The organism is Chryseobacterium sp. FG46 (genome assembly GCF_057809135.1).
Genome location: NZ_JBMDJJ010000002.1, coordinates 235862 through 255584, shown reverse-complemented (window position 1 = coordinate 255584; position 19723 = coordinate 235862). Strand labels below are relative to the sequence as shown.

16 protein-coding genes are annotated in these 19723 nt (G+C 36.2%); 4 read left to right on the top strand and 12 right to left on the bottom strand.

Annotation, left to right across the window (positions count from 1 at the left end):
- The first annotated feature begins 263 nt into the window (after positions 1-263).
- Positions 264-1109 carry a T9SS type A sorting domain-containing protein gene (locus ACODR7_RS02595; RefSeq protein WP_488837054.1) on the top strand — a complete coding sequence of 282 codons (846 nt, stop codon included), beginning with the start codon at positions 264-266 and terminating at the stop codon, positions 1107-1109.
- 79 nt (positions 1110-1188) lie between these two features.
- On the opposite strand, the gene ACODR7_RS02590 is transcribed toward ACODR7_RS02595, so the two are convergent.
- The 10 genes from ACODR7_RS02590 to ACODR7_RS02545 all read right to left on the bottom strand — a co-directional run bounded on the left by ACODR7_RS02590 (position 1189) and on the right by ACODR7_RS02545 (position 14516).
- Entirely contained in the window at positions 1189-1638 is a 450-nt protein-coding gene (locus tag ACODR7_RS02590) for a VOC family protein (protein ID WP_488837053.1), read from the bottom strand.
- 35 nt (positions 1639-1673) lie between these two features.
- Positions 1674-2222 carry an SRPBCC family protein gene (locus tag ACODR7_RS02585; protein ID WP_488837051.1) on the bottom strand — a complete coding sequence of 183 codons (549 nt, stop codon included), beginning with the start codon at positions 2220-2222 and terminating at the stop codon, positions 1674-1676.
- A 16-nt stretch (positions 2223-2238) separates the two neighbouring features.
- Positions 2239-2610, bottom strand: a complete 372-nt coding sequence (locus ACODR7_RS02580) for a VOC family protein (RefSeq protein ID WP_488837050.1) — start codon at positions 2608-2610, stop codon at positions 2239-2241.
- A 46-nt stretch (positions 2611-2656) separates the two neighbouring features.
- The gene (locus ACODR7_RS02575) at positions 2657-3127 is read right to left on the bottom strand and encodes a hypothetical protein (RefSeq protein WP_488837049.1); all 471 of its coding nucleotides are present in this window, start codon (positions 3125-3127) and stop codon (positions 2657-2659) included.
- Between the two features lie 12 nt (positions 3128-3139).
- Positions 3140-3595 (bottom strand): DUF1569 domain-containing protein, encoded by a 456-nt coding sequence (locus ACODR7_RS02570; protein ID WP_076597233.1) that lies wholly within the window; start codon positions 3593-3595, stop codon positions 3140-3142.
- Between the two features lie 156 nt (positions 3596-3751).
- A complete protein-coding gene (locus ACODR7_RS02565; protein WP_488837048.1) occupies positions 3752-4960 on the bottom strand; it encodes an ABC transporter permease in 1209 nt (402 codons plus the stop codon).
- Between the two features lie 66 nt (positions 4961-5026).
- A complete protein-coding gene (locus tag ACODR7_RS02560; RefSeq protein ID WP_076597300.1) occupies positions 5027-5983 on the bottom strand; it encodes an HlyD family secretion protein in 957 nt (318 codons plus the stop codon).
- An 11-nt stretch (positions 5984-5994) separates the two neighbouring features.
- Positions 5995-7413 (bottom strand): TolC family protein, encoded by a 1419-nt coding sequence (locus ACODR7_RS02555; RefSeq protein ID WP_488837046.1) that lies wholly within the window; start codon positions 7411-7413, stop codon positions 5995-5997.
- Between the two features lie 543 nt (positions 7414-7956).
- Positions 7957-8445, bottom strand: a complete 489-nt coding sequence (eco, locus tag ACODR7_RS02550) for a serine protease inhibitor ecotin (RefSeq protein ID WP_488837044.1) — start codon at positions 8443-8445, stop codon at positions 7957-7959.
- Between the two features lie 155 nt (positions 8446-8600).
- The gene (locus ACODR7_RS02545) at positions 8601-14516 is read right to left on the bottom strand and encodes an alpha-2-macroglobulin family protein (RefSeq protein WP_488837042.1); all 5916 of its coding nucleotides are present in this window, start codon (positions 14514-14516) and stop codon (positions 8601-8603) included.
- A gap of 18 nt (positions 14517-14534) precedes the next feature.
- Here ACODR7_RS02545 and ACODR7_RS02540 point away from each other — a divergent pair, with 18 nt between their 5' ends.
- The 3 genes from ACODR7_RS02540 (at position 14535) to ACODR7_RS02530 (ending at position 16832) form a co-directional block, all read left to right on the top strand.
- Positions 14535-15290: a UbiA prenyltransferase family protein gene (locus ACODR7_RS02540; protein WP_488837040.1), complete on the top strand. Its 756-nt coding sequence runs from the start codon at positions 14535-14537 to the stop codon at positions 15288-15290.
- 3 nt (positions 15291-15293) lie between these two features.
- On the top strand, positions 15294-16373 hold the full coding sequence (gene recF, locus ACODR7_RS02535; protein ID WP_488837038.1) for a DNA replication/repair protein RecF: 1080 nt from the start codon (positions 15294-15296) through the stop codon (positions 16371-16373).
- 165 nt (positions 16374-16538) lie between these two features.
- On the top strand, positions 16539-16832 hold the full coding sequence (locus tag ACODR7_RS02530) for a hypothetical protein (RefSeq protein ID WP_488837036.1): 294 nt from the start codon (positions 16539-16541) through the stop codon (positions 16830-16832).
- Between the two features lie 177 nt (positions 16833-17009).
- On the opposite strand, the gene ACODR7_RS02525 is transcribed toward ACODR7_RS02530, so the two are convergent.
- Together ACODR7_RS02525 and mtgA are read right to left on the bottom strand one after the other, a co-directional pair.
- Positions 17010-19040, bottom strand: coding sequence for a recombinase (locus tag ACODR7_RS02525; RefSeq protein WP_488837034.1), 2031 nt, complete (start codon positions 19038-19040; stop codon positions 17010-17012).
- 13 nt (positions 19041-19053) lie between these two features.
- Positions 19054-19698 carry a monofunctional biosynthetic peptidoglycan transglycosylase gene (mtgA, locus tag ACODR7_RS02520; RefSeq protein WP_034699571.1) on the bottom strand — a complete coding sequence of 215 codons (645 nt, stop codon included), beginning with the start codon at positions 19696-19698 and terminating at the stop codon, positions 19054-19056.
- Positions 19699-19723: the final 25 nt, after the last annotated feature.

Sequence of the window (19723 nt, the reverse complement as noted above, 5' to 3'; positions counted from 1 at the left end):
TACACATTACAAGTTATAAAAAAAACTAACCATACCGTGAAATAATTTCATTTTAATTAACATAATATTCATTTTTCAAAATTATAACAATAAAAAACAACAAAACTGCGTATTTCTACGCATTTTTCAATTCGGCTTTTAATACGCTGTTATCCCTTTGTATTTCCCGGTTACTTTGTGGTATCCTTTTACAAGAAAATCTCGTGAGCATATCAACAGTACGGAAGCTTATGGTCTTCTGCAAACATTAAAAAATCTGTATCATGAAAAAAATTATCTTTTTTGTAATTCTTGCTTTTATAAGCAGTATTACAACGATCAATGCACAGATCACCACTGTAACTTTTGAAACGTCAACTGGCGGCAGCACAAGCTTTACCAGTAATGGATATACATTCAATATTGTTTCACAGGCCGGAACTTTCAGAATTCAAAGCAATTATCCCAACACCGGCTGGAACGGAGCAGCCAATGACAATGTCTATATTGACAACACAGGAACAACCAATATCAGCTCTCCTTCTTTCAGTATTAAAAGCAGTTCTGCATTCACTGTATCAAAGTTTTGGGTATTCTTAAGCAATACTGCTTTAAATCAGTCTACCTCATCAGGAACGCTTATCATTACAGGAAAATCAGGAGGAGTTACAAAGTTTACCACTACAAAAATCTCCGGTTTTAATACGACATTCAATGCCACCATGGGAACAACAGGCATTAACAACGGATTTACCCTGATTGATCTTACTACTTTAAACAATCAGAATAACAGCAATATTATCATTGATGAGCTTCAGCTGCAATCTACCGGAGGATATGTCTATATGTGCCTGGATGCATTTATCTGGACAAAAATTTCCACGCTGGGAACTTCAGAAAATATCATCAAAGACAAAGTGAATATTTATCCTAATCCAACTTCCGGCGTCTTCTATATGGATAATCTGAAGAACAATAACAAAGTTTCTTTATATGACCAGTCTGGAAAGCTTGTAAGGTCAACAGAAGCTGAAAAAGGTGAAAACAAGTTTGATATTAGTGAGCTGCCTGACGGAATTTACCTCATCACAACAGAATCAGGAAGCAACAAAATCATTAAAAAGAAATAAAAAACACAACCATTTACAATAAATAAAAAACCGACAGGGCCTGTCGGTTTTTTCAATATTTTGAATACGAAGATCAATTTTATGGGTGCTGCTGCATTTTAGCAGGATCATCATAATTTACCATCCAATTGATTCCGAACTTATCACTAAACATTCCGAAATAAGCTCCCCAGAAAGTATCTTCCATAGGCATTGTTACCTGTCCTCCTGCAGAAAGACCACCGAATAATTTGTCCGCTTCTTCTTTAGATTCAGCGTTCACAGAAATTGAGAAGTTGTTTCCTGCCTTGAAGTTGGAAGACCATTCTCCTCCTGTATCGCTTCCCATCAAAATCGTTTCTTTAGAGATCGGAAGAGAAACGTGCATGATTTTGTTTTTGTCTTCTTCAGAGGTTTCTTTTCCTTCCATTGGAGGCATTTCGCCAAATGTTCCGATATAAGGATATTCTCCTCCGAAAACAGATTTATAAAAGTCAAATGCTTCTCTGCAGTTTCCGTTGAATGTCAGGTAAACGTTTACTGTTGCCATAATTGTATTGTTTTGTTTTTTTAAGTTTAGCTTTTTTATTGTGGTTTTTCAGATAATGCTTTTAATCTTGAAAGCCCTTTCTGGTAATCTTTTCCAATAGCATTCTCCATATTCATAAACAGCTTTATCAAGGTAAACGGATAAGGTATCTCTGAGGTAAATCCCCATGTTGCCTTTGTTCCGTTTCCTTCCGGAACTAGTATTACATAAGAATTTGCTTCACTTTCGTATGGCGTAAGAAATTTGATTTCCGTATCGATTCTTTTACATGCTTCATCTACTTTTTTCAATTCCTGACAGCCTTTTCCTGCATTTTTATTTTTACTGTCCCAGCAAACTTTTTCTCCAGGCTGTCCATTTATTCCTGTCCAGTCCTTTTTCATATCCGCATCAAGATCATTCCATGGACTCCATTGATCCATTGCTTTGAGGGTATTGGTATTTTGCCATACTTTTTCTACCGGTACGTTGATAGAAATCGACTTTTCATATTTACAGTCTTCTGAAATAAAAGCAGCCCCAACTAATAAAATGATTAGTAGTGTGGTTAAAATCAAAATAGTTCTTCTAAATATTCTCATCATACGTGTGTTTTCATTATTATCTGTGCTGATCTATAAGAATCATATTTCCATCAGGGTCTTTAAGATAAATATGTTCCGGTCCGGAGGTGGTTTCATCAGCTTCTTTTCCGATTTCTACTCCACTTTCTTTTAATCTTTTCTGGATTTCACGCACATCATCAAAAGATTCAAGATTCTGTGCATTTTCGTCCCATCCGGGATTAAAGGTAAGCATATTTCCATCAAACATCGCCTGAAAAAGGCCTATCAGTGTAGAACCGTTTTTCATGATCAGATAGTTTTGTGCTTCTGTTCCCGCCATGGTTGTAAATCCAAGCTTCTCATAAAAGTCTCTGGATTTCTGAAGATCTTTTACGCTTAAACTAATTGAAAATGCACCTAGTTTCATAATAGTAGTGGGTTTTTATTTAGGTATTTTTGAGTATGAGTTCGTGTTACTGATTTTTCAGATAGGTCTTAAATTCAAGGGTTCCGTCATAACTTTTCCAATCACCTGTAAGTTCAATGTGCTGCTCTTCAATTTTCTCTGTTTTCCTGTTCCAGCTAAAGTGATAGATAAACTTTCCTTTAAAAATTCCGGAATGTTTTCCTTTATTCTCTTCTGCAAGCTCATATTCTCCGTATACTGTTCCCTGTTTTCTGGAATCTTTATATTTCGAAATGGTAATTTTTCCTTCAAATTTTGCATAATTGGTATCCACAAGAGAGTATCCTGAAACAAAATATTCCTGATCATTCTTTTTATTCTGTTCAGAAATATTGATTTTCAGTTTCAGTTCCTGGCCTTTGTTTCCAATAGTTCCTATGTAAGGTTTACTATTGTTCAGCCATGTATTGGAAATATCCGGCATCTGACCCAATACAAAATTGGCAGTCAGAATGAGAAGCAATAAAATTTTCTTCATATTGTGTGATTTTTAGACGCCAAATTGTGCCAGGTGATGGTTCAGGTGCTTGGCAAACATATTATTCCACTCCTGAGCATTTAATTTACCAAAAGAAAAAGATTCTTTACCATCGAACGCATCTGCACCCAACTGCTGTGTCTTTTGAATAAACCCGATCAGTCTTGTCTTTTCTTCATGAAAATTCTTTCTGGTTGTAATCAAAAATTGTGGAGCGGTAGGAGAATCTTTTGGATATGCTTTTTCGCCCACTACTTTAGGTTTTACGAAAGTTTTTAGTATAAATTTTGCAATAGCTCCGGGCTTTTTGTGTTTTTCCGGCTCGTAGATCATTTCATAGGTAATACAACAGTGCGCCAGCATCTGGTCTACTGTCATTTTCCCCCACAAACCATGGGTATCTTCCACTAACTTATTTATTCTATCAATATAGTTTTGAGCATCTTTTGCATCAAATACATTTTCCATATAATTTCTATTTTACTATGGACAAATATATCAGTTTTTTTGTTTGATTGTATTGTTGGCTGAAAAAATTGAAAGCTGCGAGTTCAGGGATTCGGGTTGTAGGTTTACGTATTACGGAGGCCGGTAGCTAAATAATAAGCAGCCAGCAGCCAAAAACTATTCAATCTCTTCCTGAGAAGTATTCTCCAACGCAGTTTCCTGTGGTGCAGATTTTTTGAAAATAAACCAGAGTTTGATTTTTAAAGCAATCCATCCGATAATAGCATATATTACTAAGAGGATGCTTAAGTGTTTCAGGTAAGGAAATGTAAGTTCTACTGAACCTTTTTGAATCAATAAAATTTTGAAAGCCTGTAAAAAGGGAGTTAACGGAATGATATTCGCGATAAACTGAACGAAAGCAGGCATTGCACTCAAAGGCCATGTAAAACCACTGATGATGAAAGCTGGTGAAGCAATAACCATAAGAATCTGTGTTGCCTTCAAAGCATCCGGAATCAGAATACTGATAAATACGCCCAAAAATGAAACTGATCCTACAAAAACGGCAGTCAAAAGAATAAAATTAAAAATTCCTTCCGGCATCGGAACCCTGAAGATCATATGCATAAAGTAATAAATACCTACAATAAGAATAGAAAACACCCAGATCGGAATGACTTTAATAAGCATAGTTGGGAAAGCCCATCTTTTCATTTTGAGATATTCTTTTACAAAAGATCCTCTTTCAAATTCGGCAGCAAAACTTACCGCCATTGCCAATAAAATTACCTGTTGTAATACCACAGCCAGCATCGCCGGCCACATGAAAATGAGATAATTTCCGGTAGTATTGAATAGCGTTATATAATTGGCTTTGAAAGGTTCATATTGTGTAGCTGCTTTTGCAGCAGGCATTCCAGCTTTCTGAAGGGCTTTGATGGAAGCTCCCGCAGAAAATGTCCCAATGGTAAGCTGAAGTGCCTTGGAAGCAAAATTGGCCGTTAAAACATTTCCTGTATTGATATACACATTCAATTCAGGATATTTTTTCTGCAGCATATCTCCTTCAAATCTTGAGGGAATAATGACTACAGCAGCAGCCTCATGTCTGATCACCTCATCCTTGATACTGAGAGGTTCTTGGACGTATCTGATAATTTTGATGCTTTTATTATCATCCAGCATTTCTGTCAATTGATTGGATAAAGGTGTATTATCCCTGTCGATAACAAGAACTGGAGTATTTTCAACTTTTCCGCTTTTATAGACAAACCCCAGCAACGTTGCATAGAAAACCGGTGCCAAAAAGAACACCGTCCTTAAGGTAGAATTGCCGATAAAAAGTTTGAACTCACGTTTCAAAAGACGGAAAAATTCTTTCATCTGTATATTTTTATAGGTGGAAGAACAAAATGAAACTCTATAGAAGCTTCATCTGTTCTTTTCAATTTATTTCAGGATTACATTGGCATTGACTAAAATACTTTTAGCCTTATTCATGTCTTTGGGTTTTACTTTGATCTCGTAGATCGCATCCTGTAACTGATAGTCAGGGTAAGCTGTAGTGATATCCGCATATTTTGTCAGCTGTTTGATATACACGATAGTTCCTGTCAGGTTTTCTTTGTTGTAAACTACCTGCATGGTGACCTCCTGCCCTTTTTTGTATTTTGAAATAGCGCTTTCAGGAATGGTAAATCTGAAATAAGTACTTTCCGGAATATACCCGTTGAACAGTGCAAAACCAGCAGTTGCAAGCTCGCCGGTGTTTAAACTGATGGTTTCAATCTCCATATCATTGGTGGCAATAATGTATCTTTCGGAATACGCTACATTAGCTTCCTGCAAAGCTCCTTTGGCCTGTGAAGCCTGCCCTGCTGCCATTTCCACTTTTTCGAAACGGGTTCCTCTTTTTACATCATCCAGTTCTGCAACTACAGCATCGTATTGAGCTTTTGCGCCTTGTAATTTTGCGTAAATTTCGTCATGAGCCTGTGGAGACATTAAGCTGTCGCGGAACATATTATTGGCTCTTTTATAAGATTTCTGAGCAAATTCATACTGCTCCTTGAGTCCTTTATATTTGGCCTGAAGCTGCCTCATCTGATCGGCAGTTGCTCCGTTTTTGGCCATTTGTTCCTGAGCCGTCGCAGCGCTTACTGCACCTTGTGCCTGTGCAATTTTTGCAGAAACTTCCGGAACATCAAGCTGAGCAAGCGTATCTCCTTTTTTTACGGTCTGACCTTCAGAAACATATATTTTCAGAATCCTTCCGGTAACTTTAGGGGCAAAAGAGATCACATCCTTTTTGGTTTTCCCTTCCGGTTCTTTGATTTTTTCATTCTTTTTGTCACAGCTCCCCAATAAAAACAGAGCAGCGAAGAGTATAGATATATTTTTATGCATCATTTAAATTTTTAAGGGATTAAATAAAATTTGGTGATATCCAGTTCCTGGGTAGATCTCATCAGTTCTATTCCCGCTCTTCTCTGGTTGAAAATGGCATTCTGATATTCCAGTTCTGCAACTTCAAGATCATTTTCGGCATCTATAAGCTGTGAAGATTTGCTCATTCCGTATCTGAATTCTTTTTCTGCCTGCACGAGTGCATTTTTTGCCAGCTCTTTCTCCTTAGCTTTCAGTGTAATCTGTGCCGAAGCGATATCATAATTGGTTTGATTATTGGCAAGATTCAATGTCAGTTTTTTCAGAGCATCTTCTTTCTGATTCTGTAATACTTCTTTTCCTACTTTGGCGGTTTCTTCTGCATGTTTTCCTTCTTTCCCGTCAAAAATTTCCCATTTAAAACCAACCCCTGCAGTAATCAATGGAAATACATTGATATTATTGGGTCTCCAATCCAGTTTTTTCCCTTCATATCCAAGAATGGGAACGGCTGGAATAACATTTTCTGAGGATTTTATCCTGTTTCCGTACAATCCGAAATAATAGGCAGAAGCCATCAGCTGTACTTTAGGAATCATCCATGTTCTTTCTGCTTTTATTTTATAGTCTGCAGCACTGATTCCATGTTCCAGAGCACGAATTTCAGCTCTTTGCTCTATCCCTTTTTCTGCAGCCAGCAATTCCACCGGAGATAATACAGGATCAATCATTCTGAGCCTTTCTCTGTTGATTCCGGTTAAAATATAAAGCTGGGTAAGAAGCAATTCTTTTTTCCCTTCATATTCTACCATTTTGGCATCTAAAGTAGCCTGGGCCAGCTCAATTTTCTTATGATCATAAGGTGTTATCAAACCATAACCAAGGGCTTTATCGGCTGTCTTTCTGTTGATATCCAATCTTTTTTTACTTTCATCGAGAACCTTTTTAGACTGATGAATGAGAGCTAGCTGGTCATATGCTTTAGAAAGAGTAGCAATCACATCATCTTTTGTTTTCTCCAGAAGGATATCTTCAGACTTTTTCTTTTCCTCCACGGCTTTTTTCATGTATTTCACCTTTCCTCCTGAATACAGAAGCATTTTGGCATCTGCCTTGGCAATACCGGAAAAACCCGATACATTGAAGTTATTATTGAAAGTCCCTTCAGGAATATTGATGAAGGGAGCAAGATTAAATTCGGGTGACGTCAGTCTTGCTGTTCCGTTGAGATAACCTGCCTGACCACTCAATTCCAGGGTTGGAAGAAAGATATCTTTCAGTTTATGTTCATCAAGATCGGTAAGTTTGTTTTGGGTAATCTGCATTTTAAGGTTCGAGTCCCGAACCATAGCACTATCCAGAAGTTCTTTAAAATCCGGCGCAGACTGTGCCCAGCCAAAAGCGGGGAAAGCAAAAAAACTAAACGTAAAAATCAATAAATTGTTTTTCATGGTTTATGTTTACAACAAATATAATGCAAAAATTGTTAAAATCTTTAAAGATAATTCTACAATACAGTGAATTTAAACTAAGTTTAAAATATGTTTAATTTTAAAGCCCTGCAAAATAAAGTTTTGAACAAAGCGTTTAAATGTTAATTAAAAGCTAAAAAACTTTGAAAAAATATTTAACTCTACTTTTCTCATACAGTTTTCCACCGCATATTTCTTAGAAAAAAAAGAGGATAAAGCAATGTTTTATTTGAAAAACTAAGTTTGAATATTGGAAGATGATTCCAGTGGAGCAACAAACGGAGTGGAGGGATCATATTCAATAGGAACGGACTTTAGTCCGTTTGAAAAAAATTAAATTTCAATTGGCTTTAGCCGAAACCTAAAGTATAACGCAGTGTTCGCAAAAGCATTGTTGATAGCTTTGAATTCGTTCGCTGGGGCGTTTCACTTAGCAAAGACATGACGAATTATTTTACCCTGAAAAAATGAAAACTCCCCACATGCTGTGAGGAGTTTTCTGTATCATTATAATAAGCTGATTTATTTTTGAACTGCTTTTTTCATAGCAGCATCAGGACGTAGAATTCTGTAACGAACTTCGATATCTTTCGGTACATAGAATACCAATGGAAGTTTACTGTTGTATCTTACGATTTCAGGTTTTAGCGTGACGAATTTTTTAGTCGGTTTTTTATCCAGACAGCCCATCAGTGTTCCTGCTGTTTCCCCGTTAGATTCTACTTCATAATAGTTGTATCCCCATCCCTGAAGATCCTGGGTTTTCATTTCTCCCATTAAGAAATAGTTGTTACAGTCTAACATTTTTTCAGCCCCCACAAAAAGCTCAACTTTTAAGTCGTTTTCATTTTTTGCTACGGGAAGCTGAATATATACTTGTTTATATCCTTCTTTTGCTTTTGGGAACATCTCAATTTGTAGTTTTTCAAACTTTTCTGCTTTCTTTTGTGCGAAAGCATTTATTCCAGCCATTAATACTAATCCTGTGATTAAAGTTTTATAAAATTTCATCTTTTAATAATTTTTTTAATTGCTACTATCTTAATTCCAAAAACTATTCCACAATTAAACGAATGTTTGAATTTTAGAATTAATTCTATTTTTACTGAAAATCCGGAAACAAAAAACTGCAGTAAAAGTTACTACAGTTTTTTGTTGTATATCCATTACTCTGAAATTGTCACATTACTTCCCTTTGTGTGAGCATTCATCTGTGGTGCATAATAATTCTGCATGGTTGTAATTCCATTGGAGAATTTACCGGATGCATTGGCTACTACATCATACTCAAATACATATTTTCCTTTTGGCATATACTGAATGTAGAAATTGGTAGAAGCATCTTTGGCAGACTGATAGTATCCCAGATTATTTTTCCACTGATACCCGGATAATACATCTACAGGCTCAAATCCTGCTGCACGCATATCTTTGATATGAATAAACTCCATCGCTCTGTCTGTGTTCAGAATCATTCTAACGGTAATTTTATCTCCAACTTTCAACGGTGTTTCAGTTGAAATTTTCTGCAGCTCTTCACCGTTTACGGTTTTCACTTTTTTATACAGCTCTTTCGTTACAGAAATATAGCTTTCAGAAGATTTTATTTTATCGATATCTTCGTAATACTGCCAGAACAATCCTCCCTGAACAATTCCCGGGCCGGGTTTTGTAACGGTTACAGTGGCTAAGTTTTTATCTACGGTCTCTGGTTTCATAGTTGATTTTACATAGCCTGTTGCCTGCGTCTGCGGTGCGACTTCTTTTCCACCCCAAACAATGGTAGCTTTATCACTTTCTGCTCCGGTCCAGGATTTTCCTGAATTCAAAATGGTAAAGATCACCTCAGCAGTTCCTCTTGAGCTTCCCCACGAGTTCACTTCTTTTTGGGTTACCAGCCAGATTTTCATGTCTTCAATAAAGTTTTGATCATTAGACTGTAATGTATTGAAAGCTTCCAGTGCTCCGGCATGGTTAACCACTTTTGAGCCAAACCATCCCCAGTCATTCAGATTTTGTTTCCAGTAGACCCCTTGTGTTTTGGTATCTGTAGAAGTTTCTTTAAGGTAGGTCATCAACTTTGTAGAAACATCTTTCAGACCATAATCGTTCATTAATAATGCGGCGCGGTGAAGTCCGAAGAATGTAAAATCGGTGATTTTCGCTGTTTTTGCCTTTTGTTTTACTAATGTTTTCAGAGTTGCACCTTTTCCTTTCAATGGATATTGCTGTTCCCAATAGTTTCTGGTATCCAGATAATCCATTGCCCAGTTGTTCCAGACATTGTCTTTTTTCACATCATAATATTTGGCAACCTCATTGTCTACATACTGAATCAATTGAGCTACAAGCACTTTTTGATCTGCACTTTGATAGTCTTTCACATTATCTTTTAACCAGGAATTGATTTTTCCTAAGTTTTTAAGGATATACAATGATGTTCCGTAAGAACTTGGGTAACCGGGATACCATGAGAATCCACCGTCAGGGTTTTGCAGCTTTTTGAAATCATCCCAATCCTGATTGATAGAATTTTTCATTGTATTGACATCAAATAATAATGCCAGCTTCTGCATCTGTTCTCCTTCATTTTTACTTTCCAGTACCCAAGGCGTTTCTTCCAGCAACAGCTGTTTCAGTTCCTGATTTTTTTCAAGGTTTGAATGTAATAATCCTTTGTTATGATACTCTTCAAAAACCGTTTTCATTTTCGGATTGGCTTTGAATATTTCTGAAGCTAAAACATCAGCAAACCATTTATTAAAGATTACATCGGCAGAATTATTCTGATCATTTTTAAGGCTTGGAAGGGCAAACATGATCTCCCAGATCGGATTGGTTGTCAGTTCTAATGTATTCGAAACATTAGAAGCTGTTGTGGATGTATTATTTTTAAGGTTATCCAGTACAAATGTCTTGGTTTCGCCTTCTTTCACAAAAACGGGAACGGCATCAGTCACAAGCATTCTGTTGGGTAATACGGCCACCGCCTGTTGTTCCCCGTCAGAATAAGCTCCTGCTTTGGCCACCACTTTAAAAATGATCGAAGAAACATTGTCCGGAGCTTTCAATTTCCATGTCAGTGCGCTGCTTCCGTTTTCATTCAGGTTAAAATTTTGTACTCCTGAAGGGATTCCGAATTTCGAAGAAATATTTTCATTGGTAAAGGCATCCAGAATCTGTAATTCGGCAGAACCATTCAGTTTTTTATCGGTAAGGTTGGATAGTTTCGACTGCAGGTTGAGTTCATCTCCTTCTCTCAGGAATCTCGGATAGTTAGGCGTTACGGAGAATTCTTTCTGCGTTACCACTTCTTTTTCCAACGTAGCTGCTCTTGCATCTTTGGTGTGGGCAAGGAACATCAGTTTCCATTTTGTAAGTGCTTCCGGAGAAGTGAATTCAAAACTTACATTTCCTTCGGCATCGGTTTTCAGATCCGGATAGAAGAAGGCGGTTTCGTTCAGATTCTTACGTACAGCTACTTTTTCCAATACTTCCTCATTTGCAGCAGCTTTTTCCGCATCCACCTTCGGAGCTTTTGAAGGTTCAGGAACTACATTTTGAACAACTTCAAATCTATCTTCTGCAACTGCAGCTCTGGCAGTTTTAAATTTCGCCCCTGCAATAGGTGATGGCGGCGGTGCATAAGCCGGAGCTTTCACTCCTTCCTGATTGCTAAATCCTACAATGGTTTCCCTTGAAATTGAATAATAATTTCCATCAAACCAGTTAAACTGAGGAATATTTATATATCTATCTTCGAAATATCTCAATCTCTTCTGATAGTTTTGCTGTTGCAGGTAATTTCTGATTCCATAAGAAGTCACCATTACAAATGGAGTATACAGTTTTCTCCAGCTGTAGGTGTTTGCTGCAAACTGATCCAGAGACATATCATACATATTCGCCAATACCTCTGCATTGATCTTTTCTTTATCATTTCCGGTTACTTTCACCGTCCATTTTTCTTTAGCATTCGGCTCCAACTTATCTCTGAAGGTTACGGTTTCAATTTTTAAAGGTTTTTCTGTGTCTTTTATTTTTAAAGAAACAGATTCTGTATTCACATCATTAAATGCCACCAGCTGAAACTGAAGATTCAGCTCTGAAACACTTTTATCTTTAGGAATTTCAGCCGTATATTCTAATATTCCGTTTTTCATCTGACGAACTTCTGAAACCGTTTTTCCGGAGCCGTCCTGAACAAAAACATTCACCAATGCATCAGGAACTGCTGAGTAAACATACACTTTTGCTTTTTCTCCTCTTGATAATTCTTCTTTGGGAGCGATCACTGTAAGGAATGTTTTTTGATTGGGTTTTAAAGAGGCTTTATCCCAAACACTGAAATACTGTAAAGTTTTGATGGTATCTTTTCCTTCCCTATTGAAAAGTTCAAGTTCATAATCTCCTGTTTCCAGTTTTCCTAAATCAAGGTTGGTTGAAAGCTGAGCATTGTCAGCGGATGGCTGCTGTTGTCTTTCAACTAATACTTTCTCAGTTTTCCAGTTTTTAATCTCGTCATTTTTATCAAAAAGATCATGTGGGAATTTGCTGATAAATTCTTCTTTTGAATATTTCGGCAGGTTCTGAACATCAGATTTGAAATTATCTCTGAAAATTCTATCCGGAGCCTTCAGTTTGGATAGTTTAACCTGATAAGGCTTTTTAAGATTCTGATCATTATAATTTTTGGTTTCCACCTTCAGTTTCACGTTTTCATCAGTAAAAATATTGCTGATATTTTCTGCCTGAATGTAATGAGAAACTGACGCTACTTTCAATTGGGTATCCGCTGTCTGCGTTTCACCATTGATGTCTGTCACAGAGGCATTGATGGCATAATTATCAATCTGTATGCCTTCCAGCTTTTCATCTTTTTTAAGTTCTAAACGAATTGAGAATTCTCCTTTCTCGTTGGTTTTTGCTTCGCCAAGAATTGAATTTTCATTATCATCATTCTGCGGATACCAGCTGAAATATCTCCATCTGATATTCTGTTTTTTGATTTCATAGTTCACTGTGCTATTGTTCAATGGAACACCGGAGAACATAACAGCTTTTCCTTTCAGTTCTATAGTCTGACCGTATTTGTACTCCTCTTTTACAGGATCAAAGGTGACTTCAAACTTAGGTCTTTTGTATTCTTCTACTCTGAAATTTTTATATCCCTGGCTTTCTCCGTCTATTCTCAGATAAAAGTTCCCGTTAATTTTTCCTTTTGGAAGAATGAAGCTTCCATGATAAGAACCGAATTCATTGGTAGTAAAATCCTGGGAAGAAACCTCTTCACTATTCGTATTTAATAAAGTTATTTTTTGTTTTAATCCAGAAAGAACTCCTTCAACTTCCTTATCGATTCTTGTATTAATAACCTTGAAATAAACAGTCTGTCCGGGACGGTAGATTCCTCTGTCTATGAAAATCTGAGCCGTAGAACGCGTTTGTTTATTTGGATTATAATCATCAGCATAGCCTCTGTTTCCGTACACCTGCATGATCTGGAAATCATTTGTTTTAGGCTGCTGGATCAGGAATGTTCTGTAATATTCTTTGCTATTTGTAGCAGGGAACGTAAATACTCCGCTGGCATTGGTTGTTCCTTCAATTTTATTTAATGTTTTATTGGAAACAAATTCATAAAATCGAAGATCTTCATTGGCTAAAGGCTTACCATTCTCACTATTAACCAATTTCAGCTCGTCAGAAAGAGGCTTTCTGTCTGTTTTGGTCTGATAAATTATTCTGTTCCCGGAAACCAGAAAGTAAAAATTCTGTCTGGAGTCTGTATCCTTTACGTCTGCTCCTGCAACGGTAAATTCTGCCACATATACTCCTGAAGGAAGTGGCTTCACTTCCAGAGAACTTGTATGGCTCTGATAATCTTTGGGATCCGGAAGCTGGAATTTTTCCTTTCTTACCAGATTCTTTTTTAGATTTCCGAAAGTATTGGAATAAGAGTTCTGAACGTATTGAAGCAGTGATGTAAAATCATCTTTTACTTCATAAATATTCAGGGTAAATTCTGATACATTCTTATATTGTGCAACAAAATGAATGGGCAGATTATTCTGAGTCTGAGATTCATATTTTAAATTCAGATATGGATTGACAATCTGGGCTTCTTTGCTTTTTATATTCTCCAGAAAAAGAGATTTTGGATATTCACTTTTGGCTTGTGCAACTAATGCAAGAGCTTCTTTAGGCTTCTTCTGATTAGTAAGCTCATCCATGACATCTCCCATGATCATTACTTTATAATCTCCTTCTACATTAGATTTCAAAAGATTCTGAAGCTGCTGAAGTTTATCCTTACAATGATTGAAGTTACAGTTTTCCGTGATCTTTTCTCTCATGAAATACAGCCTGGAATTTCCTGTATTCTGCCCGATCAGTTCATCATAAATTGCATTGATTGTTGTACGGTTGGCAGCCAGTTCATTTTTGGTGAAAATATTGTTTTCAGATAAAAATCCTATTTTCTTTACGCCATACCAATCTGATAATGTCGGGAAATAAGTGATATCTCCAGCTTCTGAAAAGATATTCTTATACTTTTCCAGGGAAATCTTTTTCATTTCAGGCTTCTCCTGATCAAGTTCCTGATAATTTTTAGTCAGATAATTTTTAAAATCCAGCTTACTCCAGGTTTCAATCTGTGAAACGTCCTGCGAATTGATATTGGTTCTTCCGTTTATTTTCCATGCATTCTGGTTGTAATAATCCATGAAAAAACCATTAAGCAGAACTTTAAATATAAGTTTTCCCTCTCCGTTTATTTTACCTTCTGCATTTTTAAGTTTTTTGAAAAACTGGGAAGCGGCATCATTCTGATCATCGTCCACTGTCTGGTTCACAATACTGAATTCCGCTTTCAGAGAACGGATCAGCTCGAAGGCATTATTTTCTTTCATGGCTTGTTTTTGTATGTCTAAAATAATGGGAAGATTAGATTTATAAGCTCCTTTTGTACTGTTTTCAGCCACTTTTTTCCATTGGGTATCGTAATATTTCTGTGCGGATACCGTTGAAAAGCCCAGCATTATAAGCAAAAGCAGAAAAATCTTGGAAAATCTTTTCATATATATTAATTTTGATAAATGAACATTTTAAAAATACTGAAAAAAACCGTCATAGACAGTCAGCTTTATGTCTCCCTTATGGGAACTCTTTTTGCAGTATTTTTCATGAAAGAGCAAAACACATTCCGTTTCCCTACCTTTGCATTAATTTTCATTACTTATTTCAGTGGTTATCTGTATACTAAATACCAATACACCAAACACTTTTTCAAAATAGTGATCATGAATGCCATTGCAGGAATTGTCTGCGCTTTCTTAATCATTCATAATCATAATGAAATAAGACTTTTAAAATGGTTTATTATTGTAGTACTTGGATTACTTTACAATAGTTTTTTTCTTGATGTTTATATCCGGAAAATCCCTTTACTGAAGGTATTCTACGTAGGATTAGTATGGGCATTGGTCAACTGCTGGCTTACCCTTCCTGAATTCAGTATGCCTATTTTTCTGATCAGTTTTTTCTTTATTACGGCTCTAGTGCTTCCCTTTGACATCAGGGATATGAACAGTGATACGGTAAAAACCTTTCCTATGCTGATAGGTATTGATAACACCAAATACATTGCCTACACCCTTGTCTTCATCAGCACTATCATTGGAATCTTCTATCTTGAATTTCAGTATGCCCTCGCATTTTTTATGGCAAGCATTGTAACTTATATTCTCATCTATTTCTCTGATAATAAAAGAGATGATGCTTATTTCTCATTCGGAGTGGAAACTTGTTCCGCACTTCCCTTTTTATTTTTAGTAATAATGGAGTATTTTTGACGAATGATTATCAAGAAGCTTTCCCTCTACAATTTCAAAAACCACTCTGAGAAAAAATTTGAATTTTCCCCGCAAATCAACTGTTTTGTGGGAAATAACGGTATGGGAAAGACCAATATTCTGGATGCCCTGCATTATTTATCCGTAGGAAAAAGCTTTTTAGGAAATACTGACCTCAACAATATTAAACAAGAGGAAGACTTTTTTACCATTGATGCTGAAATTCAGAATGAAGACAATGAAGATATCATCAGAATCACTCAGCCTAAGGAAGCTAAAAAGGTCATCAAAAAGAATGATAAAAGCTATGACAGGCTTGCAGATCATATCGGGTATTTGCCAAGTGTTATGATTTCTCCCTATGATTCCAATCTTATTTCGGATTCCGGGGAAAGCAGGCGTAGGTTTCTGGATGCTATGATTTCTCAAACGGATTCAGAATATCTTTTTGATCTTATTCAGTATCAGAAAACGATTCAGCAGCGAAATGCCTTACTGAAATATTTTGCCAAAAACAGAACATGGGACAAAGATTCATTAGAAATCTATGATGAACCGATCACCAGATTTGGAACAAAAATATTTAAGAAAAGAAAAGATTTTGTAGAACAGCTCAATCCTATTGTTCAGAATTTCTATCAGATTATTTCCGGTGGAAAAGAAACAGTATCTGTTATTTACGAATCACATCTGCTGGAGGATTCTTTTGAAAATCTTTTAAAGGAAAGTCTTGAAAGAGATCGTATGCTTACTTATACTTCGAAAGGAATTCATAAAGATGATCTTCTTTTTGAAATGGATCATGTATTAATCAAGAAAATCGGTTCTCAGGGACAGCAGAAATCTTTCCTGATCTCTTTAAAACTGGCTCAGATGAGCCTTGTAAAAGAGCTTACAAAAAAGACTCCTATCCTTTTGCTTGATGATATTTTTGATAAGCTTGATGATACCAGGGTTTCACAATTGATTGAACTGGTTAACCGTGAAAATTTCGGACAGATCTTCATTACCGATACTCATAGAGAACGTACAGAAAATGTGGTAAAGAAAATCAATGAAGAGAGTATAATTTTTGAGGTTTAACCATCAAGAGGTTCTGAAACCAAAATTTATAATTAAAAAACATAAAATATTTAAATCTGATTCTCCAAATTATAGATTTTTTTATCTTAACTTATCATTCGAGACATATTCCGAGTCACATAACTCAAAAACCCGAATCACGACTATGAAAACCGCACTAAAACTATGAAGAAGAAAAAACGTGAATATCAATCCTCTGAGCTGGTAAAATCTTTTGCCAGGATTTATGGTTTTGAACATAAACTTGTTGCTTTTGATATCAAAGACTTCCTTGAAGAATATCTTGATGAAAGCCTTTTCAAAGAAATCAGAAGTGTCAATATAGAAAATGAATGTATCGTAATCAAAATTGATTCTCCTTTATTGAAACATGATTTTAAGATGCGAAAGAGCTTCTATCTCAAGAAGTTTCAGGATAAGTTCGGAGCGGATAAATTTAAAGACCTTCAAATATTGTAAGACTAAAGTTATACCTATAGAAAAATGCGGCTGTCTCAAAAGTCAAATAATATAGCTTTTGTCATTCTGACAAAGGAATAATCTTATTGATACCCAGAAACATGATGTTCTTCATTACATTTCATTTCGTTCAGAATCACACTTTTAAGAGGGTAGCATTTTCTATTTTAAATACTATTAATCTTCTTCTGATTTATTGGAAATCGTACTGCTCATCAGATCATCTGCTTTTTTATCCAGTCCGGATTGTAATGGCAGGAAAAATTTCAGCGGATGTTTCGTAAAATATCTGAAAATCTCTTTATAGATTTCACTTACCTGTCCGAAATTCATTTTTCTTGACCTAAATGCCAGGAACATCGACAAACTAAAACTTACCAGGAAGTTGAAGAAACCAATCAGAAATACTGTAACAAAAGACATCCAGAATGTATAAGAATCTACAGAAAAATCTTTTCCATACAATCCTAAGGCAAAGTTACCGGCTGCGAAAGTAATGTGTCTGATATCCAGATCCAGCCCGAAGAACATTCCAACAGGTGCTGTTGCTCCAAGAAAAACACCAAACCAGAAATTGGAAATGATTCCCGGCCAGTTTTTAGCATAATATTTCGAAAGCCCTTTTGCGAATTTCTTTCCGAAAAAGCTTCTGATGGAAAGGTTTTTGGCAATTCTTTCCGGAATCTGATAAAACACAGAGTTATTCCCGATATTCCCGGAAATGATCCCGGAAATAAAAAGGTAGAATCCAGCAATACTTGCGTGAAGAATGGCTTTTGATTTAAAAGGATCAAGATCTTTTAACAATTTATCAGAACGTTCTACAGCAAGATTTTGTGAGAAAAACACATCCAATCCGTAAATAATGGCAAGAGCCACCGGAAAAGCGAGCAACACATTCCCTACAAAGGCAATAAACTGACTTCTGAATAATTTGGAGACCAAATGGGCGAATTCCGTGTTGTTTCTTTGGGCATTGCCTTCTTCGGATAATACTTTTGTCATCGTAGCAGCTGTCATTGCAGGCTGTTTTGTAGCAAGGGTAAAGCCCATCAGATAAATCATCACAAATCCCATTGCATAATTCATGGAATACAAAAAGGCATGTGAAAAATCACTTCCGGGAATATATCCGTAAAGCATTTTCAAAACACAAAGTGCTCCTACAATAATTCCACCGCCGCTCGCTTTGTAGAACATGGTCATATATTCCTTACGGGTAGAGGTAATATAATGAGTACCAGTTTCTGCAGTGTGATTGGTAATAAGGTGAGAAATCAGCCGCGTGCTGTCATTAATCAGGTCTGAGATATTATTTTTGTGAGACTTATAATTCAGAATATTAAAAATCAACTGTTTAGACTTTATCTGAACATCTTCATCTGTATCAATAACCAATAACTGAGCAATTTCATATATTCTTTCCGTCTGCTGACGAATTTTTAACAGGGATTGATTAATCTTTCCTGAAATACCATATTTGGCTGAATTTTTAAAAGCAATACTCACAAACTCCTGGCATTGCTCTGCATAGATTTTGATCTGCTTAAATCTGCTGTCTTTTGAATGCAGCTGTAATTCAGGGTCTTTTACCAGATTATCCGCTAATGTTTCCAGCTCATTCTGAAGAGCAAGAAACGGATTGTCTAAATTTCTGTATTGAGGTGCCATCCTTACTACTTCCACTTCCATCGCCATTCCTGTTACCCTCCAGGAAAGAATGTTCATAGAGAAAATAAGTTCTTTTTTAACATTAGGGCGGATAATAAAATCTGAAGCTCCCAACATGTTTAAAAATTCATTAATCTCATTTTCAGGAAGATTATGCAGGTATTTCAAATCCTTTTTCGGTCTCATACTGACGTTATCGATCATGTACCACACCGTATTTTCGTTTTCAACGGGTGGAAGAACCTTGTTCAGTATTCTTTTCTTAAGTTCCGGGAAAAAGGCATTTTCTGAAAGAATATTCGCTTCTGTAAGGGAAAGGTTGAAAGGTCTTCCTCTAAAAATATTATGGATATAATACTTAAAGTTCTCAGCAAAATTAGGATTGCTTCTGAAGAAGTTGAGCACATCTGTGAAGTCCGCCTCTTTTATAGTCTCCAAAAACTCCGCAAAGGGTTCTAAAGAAAGAGTTTCGTTCTTAAAAGAAAAATATTTTTTAAGAACTGACTCAAAATTTGTGCTGGAATTAAAGAATTTCATTAGGACAAAGATACTATTTCAAACTCACATTCCTCATCTGTCTCATAATCCAATTATGTTTCTTTCTTAGATATGGAGATGGATTTTTAGGATCATACTTCTTTGGATTAGGCAATACAGCAGCAATCCAGGCTGCATCTGAGGTACTTAAATCTTTGGATGATTTTCCAAAATAATATTGAGCAGCAGCCTCTACACCAAATACTCCCTGTCCCATTTCTATGGAATTCAGGTATCTTTCCAGGATAATATCCTTAGTCCATACTTTCTCGATGATGAAAGTATAAACAGCTTCCAGCCCCTTTCTCACCCAGCTTCTGCCCTGCCATAGAAATACATTCTTTGCTGTTTGCTGGGAAATGGTGCTTCCTCCTCTTATTTTTTTGCCTTTCTCATTATATTTCATGGCTTTTTCGATGGCTGTATAATCGAAACCGTCATGATCAAAAAATTTCTGATCTTCCGAGGCTATTACGGCTTTTTTCACATTACTTCCCATTTCATCATAGGAAATATAATCTCTATGCAGTTTTCCATATTCAAAAAGCCCTCCTATCTGGGTAAGTGTAATGGGTGGATTAAAGAATCTACCCCAGATAATGAAAACTACATTCAAAACAAGAATGATGAAGATAAGCTGTTTAATTTTTTTCCACATAACTTGATAAAAAGGAAAGACAAAA